Genomic DNA, 18,824 nt, shown 5'->3' on the forward strand with positions numbered 1-18,824 from the left:
GTCGTATGTTACTGATCATGCGACAGTTTGGAGGCTTTGTTGTTGTATTACTTTATTTAAGAATTATGGGAGCAGGCACTTTTTGCTTATTCAACATTGAGTACGAATTTGTCGATGGCGTGCTTAACACCATCTTCGTTATTGCTGCGAGTGATGTAATCAGCCAGCTTCTTCAAATCAGGAATGGCATTCTCCATCGCTATGCCGAGACCAGCGCATTCAAGCATTTCATGGTCGTTCCAAGAGTCGCCGATGGCAATCGTTTCCGACAGTTCACAGCCAAAATGGTTTGCAAGGAAGGTAAGCGCGTGACCCTTGGTGCCTTCATGGTGCATAATTTCCAGAAAGTGAGGCTTGGATTTTGTAATGTGAACTTCATTGCCAAGCAGTACGCGAAGTTCAGGAATTAATTCATCCAACACTTCCGGCTCGTCGATAATCAGCAATTTAGGAGCCGGCTGCTCTATAACTTTACTGAATACAGGCTCTACAAAATATTCCGTGTTGTTCAGCTCCGTGTAATCTTTGATTTTCTGATTATCTTCACGTGTGTACAATTTGTCATCAATATACGTTTGTAGATGTAGATTGCGTTCCACGCAGAATTCATACAGACGACGTGCAGCCACGAGTGGAACATAACGCTCATACAGCACGTTTTCGTCCAGCAGGTTTTTAACCAAAGCTCCTTGATACGTAATGATCGGCACGTTCAAACCAGTCTGGCGAGCAATTTTGTGTGCAGAGGCATAAGCTCGTCCAGTAGCGAGGGTAACCACCACACCTTTCGCTACAGCAGCTTCTAATGCCTGTTGTGTCGCTGGTGTAACTTCTTTTTGGTCGTTAATGAGTGTATCATCAATATCAATGGCAATTAATTTATACATATCGGTATTCTCTCCTTTATCTCTATCATGGGGCAATGCTAAAATTGTATCTTATAATATTCAAAATGACAATATCGCAAGGAAAAGGGGACGGCTCCTATAAGAGCCTGTCCCCTTATAACCACTGAAGTATTGGTTTGAAACGATGGGAAAAAGTAACGGTTAGTCTTCCAAAAATACAAGTCCAACAAAATCGTCCAACTCAATATTACCAAAATAGTGCTTCAAATCGAGAGAGGATAAGGCTTGACGTACCTCACCTTCATCATAACGCTTGCCGCGCAGGATATTTTCAATATCAGCAACGTCACCCACACCGAAGAAATCCCCATAGATTTTAATATCACGAATGTAGCCTTCCTTAAGATCCATGCGGATATCAATAATACCGACTGGAAATTTACGTGTGTGCTTTATATTGCTCTCGGGGGATAGACCGTAGTTCCAATCCCACGATTGGTAACGTTCTTTGGATATTTCATGGATTTTGGCCCAATCGGTATCGGTGAGCTTATATTGAGGTACTTGATCCAATTCTGATCCGAATATGAAACGCAACAGTTCCTCGCGAAATTGCTCTATGGTCATCTCACGGTCCATCAGTTCGCTGATGTTAGCTACGCGACTGCGGACAGATTTAGTGCTTTTGGATTTGAATTTTTCGGGATTGGCATGCAGTGATGCAGCCACATTGTCCAGATTCAGGTTAAACATCAATGTACCGTGGCTGAACATACGTCCGCGTGTGGCAAATTGGGCGTTTCCTGAAATTTTACGTTCTCCGACCTGCAGATCGTTGCGGCCTGTCATTTCAGCTTCTACTCCCATTTGGCGCAGAGCATCAATCACAGGTTGCGTAAATTTGAGGAAATTATGAAAGGACTCCCCGTTATCCTTGGTAATAAAACTGAAATTTAAATTACCGAGGTCATGATATACAGCACCGCCGCCGGACAGGCGACGAACGACTTGAATATTGTTATCTCTGACAAACTCGGCGTTGATTTCTTCAATGGTATTTTGATGCTTGCCTATAATAATAGAAGGCTGATTAATGTAAAACAGCAAATAGCTGTCGTCCAGCGGTAGATGCTTGAGCGCGTATTCCTCAATAGCAAGATTAATGGCTGGATCGTGTATCCCTTGGTTGTCGATGAACAGCATGTCCATTCCTCCGTATATAAACTGTGTAATTTTATGTGTGCCTCCTTCTATTGTAACCCAAGTGAGCCATGTACAAAAGCTCATTTGCATTGACGGGACGCAAAAAGCAGCCTCATAATGGAGCTAAATGATTGGAAACGGGCGGAAAGGATGAGAGGCAATGATAGAGGTTTACGGTCATGGCGGGGACAGGGAAACAGCTGCGGCGACATTTGGCGGGACTGCTGCTGATTTTGTAGATTTTAGTGCAAATATTAATCCGCTTGGTCCACCGCCTGAGGTGCTTGAGGCGCTGCAACACTCATTTGACACTGTGATTCGCTATCCAGACCCTGGGCATCGGAATTTTAAAAATATGCTCGCACGGCGACTGCATGTTCCACCGGAGTCGTTAAGTATCGGAAACGGAGCGGCTGAGAGCATGGCGCTCTTGTTATTGGGACTAGCTCCTAAGCGTGTGGGTACAGTGGAGCCGTGTTTTTCGGAATATGCCGAGCTGGCTGGCAAATTCGGAGCCGAGGTCAACCGGGTGTATGGGAAGGCCTCGCTTCAATGGAAGGCGGACGTGGAGGACATCCTTCAGCTCATGGAGCAGGTAGATGTTTTGTTCCTCGGGCAGCCGAATAATCCAAATGGCGTCCAATATAGTGAGCAGGAGCTGTGCGAGCTGGCAGAGGCGGCTGGCACAACGGGTACTGTGCTGGTGGTGGATGAAGCATTCATTGATTTTATTCCGCTGGAACGGCGAATCTCACTGCTGCCTGTGCTGGATCGCTATCCTCATGTGATTTTGATCCGGTCAATGACCAAATTTTATGCCATTCCTGGCCTACGATTGGGTTATGCGATTGCTCATCCGGACTATATCCGGCGAATGACGGCCAAACAGGTGACCTGGAGTGTGAATGGGTTAGCGTTGCTGGCTGGGGAGGCATGTCTGAAAAGTGGGCAAGCATATGAGCGCCGAACACAGGAGCTGATTGCTGCGGAGCGCAACCGTCTGTTGACCGGCTTGGCGGAATGGGGCTGCGGTGTCGTTCCCGGCGAAGCCAATTACGTGCTGGCAAGGGCGCCGGGTACGTGGAGCGCATCAGCTATTCAGCAGGCGCTTGGACAACGCGGAATCCTTATACGTAGCTGTGCTATGTATCCGGGACTGACGACGAGCCATTTTCGGATTGCAGTCAAGGATGCAGAAGCCAATAACAGGCTGCTATCTGTATTGGGTGAAGTGCTGGAGGAGGAGGAGCGGCGTGACAGTTAGCTTGATTATCCTGGCAGCCTACCTTTTGGACAGGATGATCGGTGATCCGAGGTGGTTGCCGCATCCAGTCATCGGTATGGGACATGCCATTTCGGCATTGGAAAAATTGATTCGCCGCCAGGTCCGAAGTGACCGGGGGCTGAAACGTGCGGGTATACTGCTTCCACTCATTGTGGCGGGAGGCTCCTTTGCGCTCGCCTGGGCGCTGTTGCACTTGCTTGCCTGGATTCATCCGTGGTTATCTGTCGGCGCAGAAATGGTGCTGATTGTGACCACGATTGCTTCCAAAGGACTAAAGGATGCAGGAATGGCAGTCTACCGAGCGTTGCAGGCGGATGACCTGGCTGTGGCACGGCGGGAGCTGGGCATGATAGTCGGGCGGGATACGCAGCAACTTGATAAGCCTGAGATTGTACGCGGTACGGTTGAAACGGTCGCTGAAAATATCGTGGACGCGATTATTTCCCCGCTTTTTTATGCCTTGATCGGGGGAGCACCCTTGGCGCTGGCTTATCGTGCTGTGAATACGCTCGATTCCATGGTTGGGTACAAAAATGAAGAGTATCTGCATTTAGGCTGGGCTTCAGCACGTCTAGATGATGTGGCTAACTACATTCCAGCACGCCTGACAGCGGCAATGCTTGTGATAGCGGCGTGGATGTACAAACGAGATGCTGCAAGAAGCTGGCGCACAGTCAAGCGAGACGCTCGTCTGCACCCAAGTCCGAACAGTGGCTTCCCGGAATCGGCTGTTGCTGGTGCATTGGGGATTCGTCTTGGAGGATATAATGTGTATCATGGCGTGCGCTCCTTTCGTGCATACATGGGGGATTGGATGCGACCGCTAGAGTCGAAAGATATACGGCATACGATCCAGCTGATGTTCGCCGTGTCCAGTATGTTTGTAGGATTGTGTTTGTTAGGAGCCGCAGGTTGTTTTGCCTTGGGATGGGTGCGGTGAGGGTGAGGAGTGACACGCTGAATAATGATCGAGCAGGAAGTGACATTTCTTGAAACAAGATATAGCAGCAAAAAGGACAGTAGAATACGCACAAAGACCGAACTCACAGGAGGATAAGGTGCCGTATGATGCTAAAGAAGATCTGCATTGGGATATGGAGCTCGTGTTAGTTCGTCACGGCACAACCTTATGGAACAAGGAACGTCGATATCTGGGACACTCCGACTTAGGTTTGCTACCGGGGGCAGAGCAGGAATTAAAGCCTTTGCAGGAAAAATTGCAAGGTCAGTCCTTTGCTCGAATCTATTGCAGCGACTTAATGCGATGTCGCCAGACCTTGCAGATCATTGTGCCGGAATCAGAGTTGACGTCTGGGCGTTCCCTATCTACTATGCCTCCTATGATGGAACCATGTCTGCGAGAGCTTCATTTTGGCGAGTGGGATGGAAAAACGTATGACATGCTCAAGGATGTGTCGTTGTATCGGGCTTGGATTGATGAGCCGCAACGGATCACCCCACCTGGTGGAGAGTCTTGGACAGATTTTGTAAATCGTCTGCGCAAATTTCTTGACTCTCTGTATGAATGGCGTGTTGCTATGGAAGTTCAACCCATGGATTTGACTGCTACGTCGCCCTCTGTTTTGGTCGTTACGCATGGTGGCGTAATTCGTCAGCTAGCTTGCATGCTGATACCGGGCCATGATTTTTGGAGTCTGAATCCGAAGCCGGGAGAAGCATTAAGGATTCAATTGAGGCTGGCAGGACCGCACAATTACATAGCGGAAATGCTTCCTCATTAGGTTAGACACCAGCGGATAAAGAGGCTGTTTGGGTTGTAAGCCGCCTCATTTTAACCTATAATCATCAAGTAAAAGAACGGCTTGACTACCACTACATCAAATATCCAGCAGACGAGGTCGGCGCAGCGTGATGAAACTATGGTTTCCCTCCCTGCGCTGTTAAAAGGGAAGTCGGTGTGAATCCGGCGCGGTCCCGCCACTGTAAATGGAAACATGCCCGTTAGTCCTCTTTATATGTTACTAAGCATATGAAAGAATTTCAGGACATGTATTTTACCATAAGTCAGGATACCTGCCCGTCCGCCTGTCACCATAATCCTTCGAGGAAAGGATGACGTGTTCGCAGTGACTGTCCATGCGGAAAGAAGCTGCCGCCTGCGCACGATCTGCGCTAACGTGACCCCTGTGTCCTGATATGAGGATGCGGGGGTTTTTGATAGGAAAAGAAGGCTAGATTTAGAAGATATCTGATGATGTTCAAGTAACGCTCTTAACGATTTATTTATGAAGGGGTGCAAATCATGGCAGGAAAAAAAATAAAGGTGTGGACAACAGGTCTATTGGCTCTGATTTTGGCAGTTGTGCTGAGTGCATGTGGCGCTAATGGAAAAAATGCAGAAAATAAAGAGGGTCAGGCTTCTTCACAGCAGCCGGGACAGGCAGTAAACGCACAAGAGCCTCCGGGCAAAACGGTTTACCCGCTCACAGTTAAAGATGCAACAGGACAGGAATTTACATTCAAAAAAGCGCCGGATAAAATCGTTTCCGTCTCCCCGGCAGAAACCGAGGCGTTGTTCGCCATTGGGCTGGATAAGGAAATTGTCGGCGTCTCCGACTACTCTGATTACCCGGAAGCAGCTACGAAAAAGCCTAAAGTGGGCGGTATTATGAAACCGAACGAAGAGGCGATCATTGCTGCGAACCCGGAAGTCGTTTTTGCAGGGATATCACTTAGTGAACAGGCTACGACCAAGCTGCGCGACATGGGAATTATGATTTTTAAAACGGAACCGAAGACAGTGGAAGATGTCATGGCTAACATCGAATTGTATGGGAAAATCACCGATCATCAGAGAGAAGCAAGAGCGGTGACTGACAAGATGAGAGCAGATGTAGCAGAAGTAAAAGAAGGAATTAAAAATATCGGTAAAGGGCAGAAGCTGCGGGTATACGTCGAGTTTTCACCAGGCTGGACAGTGGGTAAAGGCGAGTTTATGGACGAGCTGATTACGTTGGCGGGCGGCGAAAATGTAGGTGCCACGCAGAAGGGGTGGTACCAAATCAGTGAGGAAAATATTATTGCTGCGAACCCTGACGTGATTTTGTACAGCAAAAGTGTCAAGGACGACAAAACGGGCCAGACGCTCGGTGATATCATTAAAGCTCGCAGTGGATGGGATCAAATATCGGCTGTTCGCCACAACCGGGTATTTGCCGTGGATGATAATTTGATCAGTCGTCCGGGTCCACGCGTAACGGAAGGTCTCAAGGAAGTGGCCAAGGGCGTGTATCCTGAAATTTTCAAATGAACCGTAAACTGATCGGCTTTGGAGGGACAGGTCTTGTCCTGCTGTTGCTGACGCTGCTGCTCTGTCTTGGCATCGGCTCGGCCAAGCTTCCGGTCAGCCAAATCACGGGCATTCTGGTTAACCACCTACCGTGGTTAGGCGATACGTTTACACCGGATTGGAATACATCCTCGGAGCAGATTATTTTGAAGGTCAGATTGCCACGAGTGTTACTGGGAATGTTGGTAGGAGCAGCGCTGGCGCTGGCGGGAGCCGGATTTCAGGGTGTGCTGCGTAATCCTTTGGCTGATCCGTATACACTGGGGGTATCCTCGGGGGCTTCGGTAGGAGCGGCAGTACTGATTTATTGGGGCCTTCAATTTTCATTTGTTGGCATATGGACGCTGCCGCTAGTGGCATTTACGACCGGAATGCTTACGCTGTGGATGGTGCTGACGTTGGCACGGGAAGGTGGGAAAATTCCGACACAAAGTCTCATTTTGTCGGGTGTGGTGATGCAATCCTTTCTGGGAGCGGTTGTTTCCTTTCTGACAGCCATGTCGAAGGAGACGGTCAATGAAATATTGTACTGGACGATGGGAAGTCTTAGTCTGCGCGGTTGGTCATATACAGGAATCCTTTTACCTTATGTGGTCATAGGGCTGGTATTTCTATGGAACCGGGCACGTGTGCTGAATATTTTGGCTTTGGGTGAACGTCAGGCGGCGCACATGGGAGTTCATGTAGATGCGACGAAGCTATCTGTTCTGATTATTTCCACGCTGCTGACAGCAGCCGCTGTCTCGGTGTGTGGCGTGATTGGCTTTGTTGGACTCGTTGTACCGCATATCATTCGTCTGGTGACAGGTCCTGATTACCGTATGATTGTTCCATTATCTGCGCTCGGCGGAGCTGTTTTTATGGCTTGGGCAGATACGGCGGCTCGCACATTGTTAGCCCCCACAGAAATTCCTCTGGGCGTGATGACGGCCTTTGTTGGGGCACCGTTCTTCGCATATCTCCTGTACCGAAACAAGAAGCTGCGCAGGGGGGGACTGCTGTGACAGAACAAAGTGAATCACAGAAGGTGCGTGATCGGGCATTAGAGGTAGTGGGTCTGACACGTGCCTATGGAGAGTTCCATGCTTTAAAAAATATAAGCTGGAGCGTCGACGAAGGAACTTGGTGGGGGATTATTGGTCCGAACGGCAGTGGAAAATCGACCTTGTTGCATTTGCTTTCCGGTGTAGATCAGCCAACTTCGGGAAACGTTCATATCTATGGCAAAAAGGTCGGTAGCTACAGCAGGAAAGAGCTTTCCCGACTCATAGCCGTACTCCAACAGGAAGGGCTTCCTCCCGTGGGATACACCGTCAGGGAAGTCGTAGAAATGGGACGTTTTCCCCATCAGGACTGGCTAGGCAGGGAAAAGGGTGTTGATGTGGAGGCGATCGCGGATCGCGTGCTGGAGCGATTGGGTCTTACCACGCTGGCGGACAGAGCATTAGACCGTTTGAGTGGGGGACAGCGACAGCGTGTAGCTTTGGCAAAAGTAATGGTGCAGGAGCCACGAATATTGCTGCTGGACGAGCCTACGACCTATCTGGACTTGCGCTATCAGCTTGAATTTATGGAACTGCTGGCAGATTGGCGCCAAGAAACGGGTGTGACGATCATTGCGGTCTTGCATGATCTTAACTTGACAGCCCAATTTTGCGAAGATTTGCTTGTACTCAAGGATGGAATGGTTGAAGGATTGGGAGCTTCATCGAAGTTATTAACTGAGGATCGGATTCGACGAGTATACGGTGTTGAGCCTGTGATGCTTCCGCATCCTGATAGCGGTGTGCCGCAGCTCTTGCTGCGCAGGAGCGCTTCGGATACAGCAGATTAAATAAACGATGAAACACACTTAAAAAGAGCAGGGAGTGGAAGGTATGAACGACAAGCTGCGTCAGCTGATCGATAGCATTGCCCAGCCGGATGGGGTGGCGGCCTCGGCAGCTTCAGCCCATTTGGACCAATTAACAAAGCCACCGGGAAGTCTTGGAAAGTTGGAAAGTGTGGTCATTCAGCTAGCAGGAATTACAGGAGTGGATAAGCCTGAATTCGATCGTAAAACGGTTATGGTCATGGCTGCGGATCACGGGGTGTGTGAAGAGGGAGTCAGTGCCTTTCCGGCTGAGGTTACACAGCAAATGCTGTATAACATGCTGTCAGGTGGCGCAGCAATTAATGTGCTGGCACGCCATGCGGGCGCAGATGTCAAGGTGGTAGATGTTGGCGTGAATGCGGATGTCGCTCACGCGAATCTGGTGGACCGAAAGGTACGCATGGGTACTTCGAATATAGCTAAAGGGCCAGCGATGCTGCGTACGGAAGCGGAACAGGCGATTTTGGCCGGAGCTGGAGCTGTAATAGAAGCGGTCAAAGGTGGCACACGGCTATTCGTTACTGGAGAGCTGGGCATCGGGAATACCACAGCCAGCGCTGCGGTCGTATGTGCTCTTACCGGGCTAGAGCCGGAAGTTATCGTAGGCCGGGGAACGGGTGTAAATATGGCTGGGCTTACCCGCAAAATAGCGGTTGTCTGCCGCGCATTGGACGTGAACCAGCCAGATGCAAATGATGCGCTCGACGTGCTCACTAAGGTCGGCGGTCTGGAGATTGCCGCCTTGGCAGGAGTTATCCTCGGCGCAGCCGCACATCGCTGTCCAGTCGTGTTGGACGGCTTTATTTCCGGCGCAGCTGCCCTCGCAGCGCGTGCACTTGCGCCTGCAAGCGCTGCGTACATGCTCGCTTCGCACGCCTCGGACGAGCGCGGGCACGCGGCGGTGCTCCGCGAGCTCAAGCTGGAGCCCATGCTTCATTTGGACATGCGGCTCGGGGAGGGCACAGGTGGTGCGCTTAGCTTGCACCTGATTGATGCGGCGTGCCGCATTATGCGCGAAATGGCGACCTTTGCCGATGCAGGCGTATCGGACGGTCAGGGAGCCGCGCAGCGATGAAAGCGCTCGTGACCGGCGGGGCACGCAGCGGGAAAAGCGGCTTTGCCGAGCGATTATGCATGACGCGCGCGCCTGGCGCATGCTACATTGCAACGGCGCAGGCCTACGACATGGAGATGAAGGAGCGCATCGCCCTTCATCGGGTCCAGCGCGAGTCTGCCGGGTACGACTGGCAGACGCTGGAGGAAGCGCAGGCGCTGCCGGAGCTGCTGCGACGGCTTGGCGGCGATCAAGCGTCGCAGCCATCACCCGCGCCTATGGTGTTAGTCGACTGCCTGACCCTGTGGCTGTCGAACGTGCTGCTGGCCGCAGGCGAGGACGGCGAAGCTGCGTCCAAAGTTGCCATTAATGAACTGACGGCAGCTGTGGAGCAGTATCCGGGGCAGCTTGTCATCGTGACCAACGAGGTTGGTGACGGTATTGTGCCCGAATATCCGCTTGGTCGGCTGTATCGGGATTTGAGTGGGGTTATGAATCAGCGGATTGCCCGTCTTTGTGATGAAGTATTTTTGGTGACGGCGGGTATTCCCGTAGAACTCAAACGGCTGGAATATAAGCTATGAGCCGCGAACGTCAGGCTGTTGCTGCTGCTTTTCAATTTTTAACGCGTCTTCCGGTGAAGGCGGAATTGGATTTTTCCCCGGATTTGCTTAAACGCAGTGCAAGTTATTATCCGCTGGTGGGAGTGGTCATTGGCATCATCGTCTGGGGCTTTGCGGCGCTCGCTTCTATGGTGCTGCCGCCGTTGCCGTGTGCGATTCTTACTCTTGTTGTCTGGGTTTGGTTGACGGGTGGATTGCATTTGGACGGGTGGATGGATGCAGCTGATGCCTTGTTCAGCTACCGATCCCGTGAACGGATGCTGGAGATTATGAAGGATAGCCGTGTAGGGGCAATGGGCGTTATTGCTTGCGTGTTGCTGCTCATGCTCAAGGCTTCTTTGCTATATACGGTGCTGGTTGAACGGAATGTGTCTGGCTTGCTGCTGCTTCCGATGGTTTGGAGCCGCTGGTTTATGGTACATGCGATGAAGCGCTGGCCTAAAGCCCGTAATGATGATGGACTGGCTGCGCGTTTTGCTGATATGAGTGGTGGCCGCGTAGGGTTGGCCGTATTCTGGGCAGTATTAGTGACCCTAAGTGCTGCCGTAGGACAATATCTTCTGGCAGATTTGGCTACAGCAACAAGGGGGACTGGGAATCTGTCGTTGGCAGGATCATACTTACAAACCTTGCTTTCATATTCTGAAAGCCTTCCAATCTCGATAGGTTTTGTGTTGATTCCGCTCTTGGCTTACGGTGTTGGAACCTTCACGGCAAACCGTATTAACCGCCGCTTGGGTGGACTTACGGGAGATATATACGGAACTTTAAACGAATTGCTGGAGACTGTTTTATTGTTGTTTATTGTCATTTTGTACGGGTTGTGACCAGATTTGAAATGAATTCGTTAAAGGGGAAGAGGCAATTGTCAACTTTCGAACCGTCCTGCACGAGCCCGGCAGCCGTATTGATGCTTCAAGGAACAGCGTCGGATGTGGGCAAAAGCGTGGTGACGACTGCGCTTTGCCGTATTTTTACGCAGGACGGATATCGTCCAGCACCGTTTAAGTCGCAAAATATGGCGTTAAACTCTTATGTTACCGAAGACGGCAAGGAAATTGGACGCGCTCAGGGGGTGCAGGCTGAGGCCTGCGGTATTGAGGCCACGACCGACATGAATCCGATTCTGATTAAGCCGGTCAAAGATATGCACTCACAAATTGTTGTACACGGTGTACCTTATGCCTATATGAGCGCCTCCGATTACCGGAAGGATTTTTTGCCAAAAGCCAAACAGACCGTTATGGATGCTCTGAATCGGTTGCGCGATACCTATGATATTGTCCTTATGGAAGGGGCAGGCAGCCCGGCAGAGATTAATTTGAAGGACCGCGATATCGTAAATATGAATCTGGCAGGTTGGGCGGATGCTCCAGTGTTGCTTATTTCAGATATCGACCGGGGCGGTGTTTTTGCCTCTCTCGTAGGAACTATCGAGTTGCTGGAACCCCATGAAGTACAACGTATCCGCGGATTTATCATTAACAAATTCAGAGGTGATCTGTCTCTGCTGCAACCGGGATTAGACTGGCTGGAGGAACGGACAGGCATTCCTGTACTCGGTGTATTGCCCTATCTACCAGACATTCGCATTGAAGCAGAGGATTCGGTAGTACTGGATAAGAAGCCCAAGCAATCTGCAAAGGATAAAGAACTGGATATTGCAGTGATACGATATCCACGGATTTCCAATTTTACGGACACGGATGCTCTGGCCGCAGAGCCGGATGTGAGTGTTCGTTATGTCACAGAAGCCGGACAGTTGGGTGTACCGGACGCCATTATCTTACCGGGGACCAAAGACACCATTGGAGACCTGTTGGAATTGCGTGAGAGAGGTCTGGAGAAAGACATTCGGCAGGCTATGAATACCGGATGCACACAGCTAGTTGGCATTTGTGGAGGTTACCAGATGCTGGGTACAGCGCTAGTTGATTCCGAAGCCGTCGAATCTGGGTTGCCGCAGCAGGCAGAGGGGTTAGGTTGGCTGGCTCTGTCCACGACCTTTTTGAAGGAAAAGCAAACCGTACGCGTACAAGGAACCCTGTCTAATCATTGTCCGCTTTTGCTTGGCACTGCGCCTGATTCGGGTTATGCCTCCAAGCCAAGTATTGAAGGTTATGAAATACATATGGGCGTTACGGAGTATGTTACGGAACCATACGCACCTACAGGTAGAACTTTAAACCTAAGCGAAATGAAAAGGTTATTCCATATCCGGCGTGGCGAAGGAACAGCTTTTGAGGAAGGCTGGGGTACGACAGACGGTAAAGTATGGGGAACCTATTTGCACGGTGTGTTTGATAATGACCGTTTTCGCCGATGCTGGCTGGATGGATTGCGACAAGCCAAGGGCTTGGCACCTTTAGAAAGCACTTTTACTGTACGTGAAGCCAAGGAACGAGAGTTTGACCGTGTCGCAGAGGTGGTTCGGGCTCATTTAGATATGGAGCAAATTTATCGTATGATGGGAATGAATTCATAAACTTCATAAAATGATTATTTAAATCGCTCTTAAAAATAAAGAGGTATCTCTACAGCCATTTTCATGACTGAGAGATACCTCTCTTTATTCAGGATTTTGCAAAATCCTCTATGGTATCGGCTTACGTAATTTTAAATTTTTGGACAGCCTTTTGCAGCTCGGTTGCTTGTTTGCTTAATTGGCGAACAACCTCGCTGTGGCTTTCCATTTCATTCAGTTGCTCATCGGCATTTAAACCGATTTCCTGAATCATATGCTGTGCATTGGCAGCGATGAGAGCTGTCTCTTCCACGGAAGCAGATACTTCTTCCGAGCTGGCGGATACTTGTTCCGTTGCTGCAGATACCGTTTGAATCGTAGCATTGATCTTTTGCATAAGCTCACTTAGCTGGTTAAAGGCTGAGCTCGCTTGTTGAACCATTTCCGTTCCCGAATGAATTTCACGGCTCACCTGGGTCACAGAGTCCACAGATTGTTGCGATACTTCTTGAATGGTAACCAAATAGTCGGAAATTTCTTGTGTGGCTTCTTTAGATTGCTCCGCAAGCTTGCGCACTTCTCCGGCTACTACGGCGAAGCCCCGTCCATGTTCGCCCGCACGGGCAGCTTCAATGGAGGCATTCAGGGACAACATTTGAATTTGCTTCGTGATATCGAAAATAGCCGAAACGATACTGCCAATGGCTTCTGAGCGCTCATTCATACTATGGATGTATCGAAGCGATTCATCGGCAGCATGTCCTACCTGTGACATTTGAGCTACAGCTTTTTGAGCGAGCGTAGTACCGTTAACCGTTTCTTTTGTCGCTTCACTGATTTGATCGGATACATCATTGGCAGAGGAGGCGATGTGCTGGACACCTTGAGCGATTTCCTCCATAGCCTGCGCATTTTCAGCAGCAGCTGTAGCTATGCTGGTACTGCCCTTTGCTATTTCCTCTGCGGCAACTGTAGAATCCTGGACTTTTACGCTCATAGCCTCAGTCCGACGAAGCAGCTCGTCCGATCCTTCAACAACCGCACCGGATGTAGAAAGCACATGGCCGATCATTTCTTTTAAGTTATGAGACATCGATTGGAAGCTGCGGGCAAGTTGCGCAATTTCATTGACGCCATGAACCTTCGCTTCTTGTGAAAGATCACCTTGAGCAATTTTTTCGCTATGACGAACCAATTCAGCAATGGGTTTTACAACTTTACGTATCACGAGGGTAGAAATAATTCCGCCCAGCAGGAGTGTTGCCACTGTAATACCTATGCAAATCCATAGAATTTGTTGGGATTTTTCTTGTACGAATCCAACATCTTCGTTCACGCCCAGAACTAAATTACTACCCGATATAGCAAAGAAGGCGGTTTTGTGTACTCCGTACGAATCGCTATAAATTTCACTGATATTCATCTCGCCTTGTTTTGCTTTTTTTACATCCTCTACAGGAATGAGTGCATCCTTGACCTTGTATACTGATTTTACATTCCGTGCGACGACTTCGGCTTTACCATCCTTCACTACCGCGATATATGCCGATTCTAATTTGAGGGTATCGACTTTGTCCTGCAGATAGGATTCCATCTGTATAGCGGAGCCGGAATCAGAACCGCTTCCTTGCCCGGCCTGAACAGCTAAGGAAATATTGAGATCCTGATATACATTTTTAGCTCCAATTTCTAGTAATTGGTCTACCTGAGGCATGACACTGTTATTAATGATACTCATGGATATTGCATAGAAACTGATGCTGAACAAAAGGGATGCAAAGAGCTGAATCAGCAAAAACATAATTCGTAATTTCGCGCCAATGGAACGATTAAAACTCTTCATGAAAATTCTCCTCTCACATGATGGTAATAAAGTCAGACGAATTCCCCTGCTTGATGTAGGCCGCTTGTCCAATAAGATGCTAGACACGCCATGATCTACTTGTTTTCCTCTCCTTGCTTGAAGAAAAGACTGAAAATGTTCGGATTCTATGTATATTTCAGCTGTATTCAAGGAACAAGAATGTGAAAGGGAAGTAATCCATGATTTACTAAAAAGTAGGTTAGACCTATTTTACATAATTAACAGGCGGTTGAATAGTCATATTTGCCCAAAAACAAACAAAAAATATATAACTATGGTCTTAGGTGTTTAGATGTAAGTTTGATGTAAATTATCAGGTGCATAAAAACGAATAGATTACTCCTTCTATAAAACTATTGTAAAAAAGAAGTAATATAAGTAGCATAAGGAATACCGCTTTTACGACAATATTCTTCTAAGCTTGGTTTGGTAAGTTCGAAAGTGGTCTTCAATATACATATAAAAGGGGAAAAGGTAGTTATGAATGGAGATTTACTTTCCAAAGAAATGATTTCGCAGGTCAGAGGCGAAGATGAACTAGAGCCGACTTCCGGTAGTAACAGAGCTGCTGCAGGGGGAAATCCGATAAGTCGTCTATTAGATTATGTATCAGGCGTATTCACTCCGATCTTGCCGGCAATGATTGGGGCAGGAATGATCAAGGTAATTATATTAGTTTTAATGTCCTTCGGTTTATTGTTGTCTGATCCGCAGGTATATACTATTTTAATGGCTATCAGCGATGGGGTGTATTACTTTCTACCTATTTTTGTTGCGGCAAGTGCGGCAAGAAGGCTGCGCAGCAATGTATTTGTTGCGGCAGCCATCGCAGTATCCGTATTCCATCCCCAACTAACAAGTTTATTCCAGTCAAGTGAGGAGGTACGTTTTGCTGGTCTGTCAGTTATAGACCCACAAGCTGCTTCATCTATAGTACTCATACTTGTTGTCGTTTGGATAGCATCGTGTGTCGAAAGATGGTTAGACAGGTATACCCCTTATTCACTTAAATTATTGGTTGTCCCGACTTTGACACTGATAATCACTATACCTTTGATGGTGTTCGCTTTCGGGCCACTGTGGAGTTATCTCGGCCAACATGTATCGGATGGACTAGGCTGGTTGTTTGACAATGCAGAAGTGTTTACAGGGTTGTTGCTCGGAGGCGCGATGTCTTGGCTTATTATTGCAGGCATGCAATATATAATGCTACCGATTATGATCAGCTCGCTTACAACATTGGGTTACGACCATATTTTTCCCGTGGTCATTGCAGCGGCTTTCGCTCAGGCTGGCGCAACATTTGGCGTATGTGTTAAATCCAAAAATCCCAAAGTCAAAACGCTGGCTGCGTCCACAGGTTTGTTAGCCATGCTGGGAATCATTGAACCGGCCATGTATGGTGTCAATATCCGTTTCAAAAAACCGTTAATAGCAGTTATGATTGGTGGAGCCGTTGGTGGGGCTTGTATGTGTTTGTTTAAAACAGAGCTTACTGCTATTGGTACGTCTGCTGGGCTGCTCAGCTTACCTTTATTTTCTGAACCCACGCTTGTGTACGGTATTGTGGGTATACTGATTTCGTTTGTTACGGCTGGCGTAATTACGTATTTTATGGGCTTTGTGGATGAAAAAGATGAGCATTCGCAAGTAGTATCTACATCTGGCATGAATGCTTCTCCGAACTCGGTTGTGGAAAAGAGCCCCGGCAGCTAAATCGAATACGTGTCGTTGTGTCAGGATAACAAACAGCAAGCCTTCATCTTACGAAGGCTTGCTGTTTGTCATTTTGATAAATCTAAGGCTGGAGCAGATTTATTATTTTTATTTCAATAAAACCTACAAAAATAGTTGGCTTTGTGATATAGTAATCTTCGGATTGAAGGGTCACTTTAGAAAACATCTTACGTTGAAGTTTGGAGGAAATGATATATGGATACCTTCTTTATTATTTTGAATGTCATCGTGCTGCTTGCACTGCTCGGCGTGTTGGTCTGGATGCAGAAAAAGCACATCTCCTTTACAAAAAGGGTATTTGCCGCACTTGGCTTCGGACTGATCTACGGGGCTATTCTACAATATGCCTATGGGGCAGGCTCAGAGGTCATTACAAAATCAGTTGATTGGTTCAACCTCGCAGGTAATGGTTATGTCCGTTTGCTGCAAATGGTCGTTATTCCGCTTATCATGGTGTCGATTATTTCGGCTATTATGAATTTGAAGGGAAGACAGAACCTTGGCAAAATCAGCGTGTCCATTATTGCAGTACTACTGATTACAACGGCAATTGCTGCTTCAGTGAGTATTGTAACCAGTCTGTCATTTGATTTAAAGGCCATTGAGATTCAAGGTGGAGAAAAGGAACAAGCACAGGGCTTGAAGATGGAAGAGCGCCTTGGAACAGTTCAGGACATGACCATTCCACAGCAGGTGCTGGAATTTATTCCTTCAAATCCTTTTGAGGATATGACGGGAGCACGTCGTACGTCGACGCTGGCGGTGGTTATTTTCTCGGCTTTTATCGGGGTGGCTGTGCTCGGATTGGATCGTAAAAAACCGGAACAGGCGCAAACCTTCCGTAAAGTGATCGATGCAGTGTACGCTGTAGTGATGCGGATTGTAACGCTGGTGCTGAGATTGACACCTTACGGTATTTTAGCACTGATCACTAAAGTAGTAGCTACGACCAATCCAGATGAAATTTTGAAGCTAATCAAGTTTGTGCTCGCTTCTTATGTGGCTTTGTTGGTCATGTTTATCATTCATCTTATTTTGCTGGCCTTGTTCGGCTATAATCCGGTGACGTATGTGAAAAAGGTATTGCCTACACTGGTTTTTGCTTTTACTTCTCGTTCCAGTGCGGCGACCATTCCGTTAAATGTTGAAACACAAACGAAAAAGCTGGGTGTGTCCGACGGCATCGCGAATCTGTCTGCGACCTTGGGAGCGACTATTGGACAAAACGGCTGTGCTGGTATTTATCCGGCAATGCTGGCGGTTATGATTGCTCCAACCGTGGGTATTGATCCAACGAGCTGGGATTTTATCCTCACGCTGATTCTGGTCGTTACGGTCAGCTCGTTCGGCGTGGCGGGTGTAGGCGGTGGTGCCACTTTCGCTTCCCTGATCGTGCTTTCCACCATGAATCTTCCAGTGGCATTGGCAGGATTGCTCATCTCAGTCGAACCGTTGATTGATATGGGTCGCACAGCGTTAAATGTCAATGATTCTATTACCGCAGGTCTCATTTCAGGCAAGGTGCTCAAAGAGAACGATCAAGACGTGTTCAACAATCAAGGTATGGATTTGGATGCAACGGCGCACTCTTAAGTAAAAGATAGACAAGATGGTGTAAACTACAGTCTCATATCGCATCTATCGCATATGTAACACATGCACTGTGCACCTCAATACTCAGAGTCGACCTTAAGGTCGGCTCTTTATATTAGGCTTAGGACAGTGTGAATTATAGCTGTTCACGAATCCTAATCTATGATACATTAAAATAATGTTTTTCCGGCTTGCTTCGGATGAACCGCGGTTCGCAACCATCCCGCGCTATCAAAACTAGGAGGATTTTATGTTTAATCTTTTATGGGGGGCAGCTTTTGTCCTCGTCAATTTTATGTTCTTTTTGTTATGTTTTCGGTTGTTCGGTAAAAAAGGGCTGTACGCCTGGATTGGTGTTGCTACTGTACTAGCTAACATTCAGGTAACCAAAACGATTGATCTGGTCGGCATTACCACGACATTGGGAAATACGATGTATGTTTCTATGTATATGGCCAGCGACTTGCTGAATGAAAAATATGGGCCTAAAGAGGCGCGTAAAGCTGTGTGGTTCGGCTTTTTCACTCTGATTATGACGACGGTCACGATGCAAATGGTGCTGCAATTCGAGCCTACTGCAACGGATTTTGCCCAGACCCCGATGCAACAGCTGTTTGGATTGTTGCCAAGGCTTGCGCTGGCCAGCTTGACAGCCTATGCAGTTAGTCAATTGCTGGACGTGCGTCTGTACGCCTGGATTCGCAAGTTTTTCCCGGAACGTCATCAGCTCTGGATTCGCGGCAATGGCAGCACGATGATCAGCTCGTTTATAGATACGCTCATTTTCTGTACTATTGCCTTTTACGGTTATGCGTGGGGGATATGGATCGAGATATTATTCACCACCTACATTTTAAAATTTGTACTGACCGCGGCGGGTACACCCATTTTGTACATTGCACGCAATTTCCGCTTTATAGAAGAGGAGGGGCAAACCCTAAAGCCATGATGGCTGGGGTTACCCCTCCTT

General features: G+C 48.2%; 16 protein-coding genes and 1 riboswitch. Of the genes, 13 read left to right on the forward strand and 3 right to left on the reverse strand.

What is annotated here, in order from left to right; all coding sequences use genetic code 11:
- Window positions 1–86 precede the first annotated feature (86 nt).
- Together MLD56_RS07025 and MLD56_RS07030 are read right to left on the reverse strand one after the other, a co-directional pair.
- Window positions 87–887 carry a Cof-type HAD-IIB family hydrolase gene (locus MLD56_RS07025; protein ID WP_029516384.1) on the reverse strand — a complete coding sequence of 267 codons (801 nt, stop codon included), beginning with the start codon at window positions 885–887 and terminating at the stop codon, window positions 87–89.
- A gap of 162 nt (window positions 888–1,049) precedes the next feature.
- Window positions 1,050–2,051 carry a lipoate--protein ligase gene (locus MLD56_RS07030; protein WP_029516385.1) on the reverse strand — a complete coding sequence of 334 codons (1,002 nt, stop codon included), beginning with the start codon at window positions 2,049–2,051 and terminating at the stop codon, window positions 1,050–1,052.
- 160 nt (window positions 2,052–2,211) lie between these two features.
- Here MLD56_RS07030 and cobD point away from each other — a divergent pair, with 160 nt between their 5' ends.
- The 10 genes from cobD (at window position 2,212) to MLD56_RS07080 (ending at window position 12,681) form a co-directional block, all read left to right on the forward strand.
- Window positions 2,212–3,315, forward strand: a complete 1,104-nt coding sequence (gene cobD, locus MLD56_RS07035) for a threonine-phosphate decarboxylase CobD (protein WP_029516386.1) — start codon at window positions 2,212–2,214, stop codon at window positions 3,313–3,315.
- Window positions 3,305–4,276 carry an adenosylcobinamide-phosphate synthase CbiB gene (gene cbiB / locus MLD56_RS07040; RefSeq protein ID WP_029516387.1) on the forward strand — a complete coding sequence of 324 codons (972 nt, stop codon included), beginning with the start codon at window positions 3,305–3,307 and terminating at the stop codon, window positions 4,274–4,276. The genes cobD and cbiB overlap by 11 nt, the downstream gene beginning before the upstream one ends.
- 49 nt (window positions 4,277–4,325) lie before the next feature.
- Window positions 4,326–5,078: a histidine phosphatase family protein gene (locus MLD56_RS07045; protein ID WP_029516388.1), complete on the forward strand. Its 753-nt coding sequence runs from the start codon at window positions 4,326–4,328 to the stop codon at window positions 5,076–5,078.
- Between the two features lie 122 nt (window positions 5,079–5,200).
- Window positions 5,201–5,392: riboswitch (cobalamin riboswitch) on the forward strand.
- A gap of 207 nt (window positions 5,393–5,599) precedes the next feature.
- Complete coding sequence (locus tag MLD56_RS07050) at window positions 5,600–6,607, forward strand: ABC transporter substrate-binding protein (RefSeq protein ID WP_029516389.1); 1,008 nt, start codon at window positions 5,600–5,602, stop codon at window positions 6,605–6,607.
- Entirely contained in the window at window positions 6,604–7,650 is a 1,047-nt protein-coding gene (locus MLD56_RS07055) for a FecCD family ABC transporter permease (protein ID WP_029516390.1), read from the forward strand. Before MLD56_RS07050 ends, MLD56_RS07055 begins: the two co-directional genes overlap by 4 nt.
- Complete coding sequence (locus tag MLD56_RS07060; RefSeq protein ID WP_029516391.1) at window positions 7,647–8,480, forward strand: ABC transporter ATP-binding protein; 834 nt, start codon at window positions 7,647–7,649, stop codon at window positions 8,478–8,480. Before MLD56_RS07055 ends, MLD56_RS07060 begins: the two co-directional genes overlap by 4 nt.
- A 43-nt stretch (window positions 8,481–8,523) precedes the next feature.
- Complete coding sequence (cobT, locus tag MLD56_RS07065) at window positions 8,524–9,594, forward strand: nicotinate-nucleotide--dimethylbenzimidazole phosphoribosyltransferase (protein ID WP_029516392.1); 1,071 nt, start codon at window positions 8,524–8,526, stop codon at window positions 9,592–9,594.
- On the forward strand, window positions 9,591–10,157 hold the full coding sequence (gene cobU, locus MLD56_RS07070; RefSeq protein ID WP_029516393.1) for a bifunctional adenosylcobinamide kinase/adenosylcobinamide-phosphate guanylyltransferase: 567 nt from the start codon (window positions 9,591–9,593) through the stop codon (window positions 10,155–10,157). Before cobT ends, cobU begins: the two co-directional genes overlap by 4 nt.
- Complete coding sequence (gene cobS, locus MLD56_RS07075) at window positions 10,154–11,023, forward strand: adenosylcobinamide-GDP ribazoletransferase (RefSeq protein ID WP_029516394.1); 870 nt, start codon at window positions 10,154–10,156, stop codon at window positions 11,021–11,023. The genes cobU and cobS overlap by 4 nt, the downstream gene beginning before the upstream one ends.
- Before the next feature lie 38 nt (window positions 11,024–11,061).
- Window positions 11,062–12,681, forward strand: coding sequence for a cobyric acid synthase (locus MLD56_RS07080; RefSeq protein WP_029516395.1), 1,620 nt, complete (start codon window positions 11,062–11,064; stop codon window positions 12,679–12,681).
- Window positions 12,682–12,802: 121 nt separating this feature from the next.
- On the opposite strand, the gene MLD56_RS07085 is transcribed toward MLD56_RS07080, so the two are convergent.
- Window positions 12,803–14,503, reverse strand: coding sequence for a methyl-accepting chemotaxis protein (locus MLD56_RS07085; protein WP_029516396.1), 1,701 nt, complete (start codon window positions 14,501–14,503; stop codon window positions 12,803–12,805).
- A 501-nt stretch (window positions 14,504–15,004) separates the two neighbouring features.
- Here MLD56_RS07085 and MLD56_RS07090 point away from each other — a divergent pair.
- The 3 genes from MLD56_RS07090 to MLD56_RS07100 all read left to right on the forward strand — a co-directional run bounded on the left by MLD56_RS07090 (window position 15,005) and on the right by MLD56_RS07100 (window position 18,803).
- Window positions 15,005–16,240, forward strand: a complete 1,236-nt coding sequence (locus MLD56_RS07090; RefSeq protein ID WP_029516397.1) for a PTS transporter subunit EIIC — start codon at window positions 15,005–15,007, stop codon at window positions 16,238–16,240.
- A gap of 216 nt (window positions 16,241–16,456) precedes the next feature.
- Window positions 16,457–17,854 (forward strand): L-cystine transporter, encoded by a 1,398-nt coding sequence (locus MLD56_RS07095; protein ID WP_029516398.1) that lies wholly within the window; start codon window positions 16,457–16,459, stop codon window positions 17,852–17,854.
- Window positions 17,855–18,104: 250 nt separating this feature from the next.
- Window positions 18,105–18,803, forward strand: coding sequence for a queuosine precursor transporter (locus MLD56_RS07100; RefSeq protein ID WP_029516399.1), 699 nt, complete (start codon window positions 18,105–18,107; stop codon window positions 18,801–18,803).
- The last annotated feature ends 21 nt before the right edge of the window (window positions 18,804–18,824 follow it).

Origin of the sequence: Paenibacillus peoriae (assembly GCF_022531965.1) — a bacterium.
GTDB classification, from domain to species: domain Bacteria; phylum Bacillota; class Bacilli; order Paenibacillales; family Paenibacillaceae; genus Paenibacillus; species Paenibacillus polymyxa_D.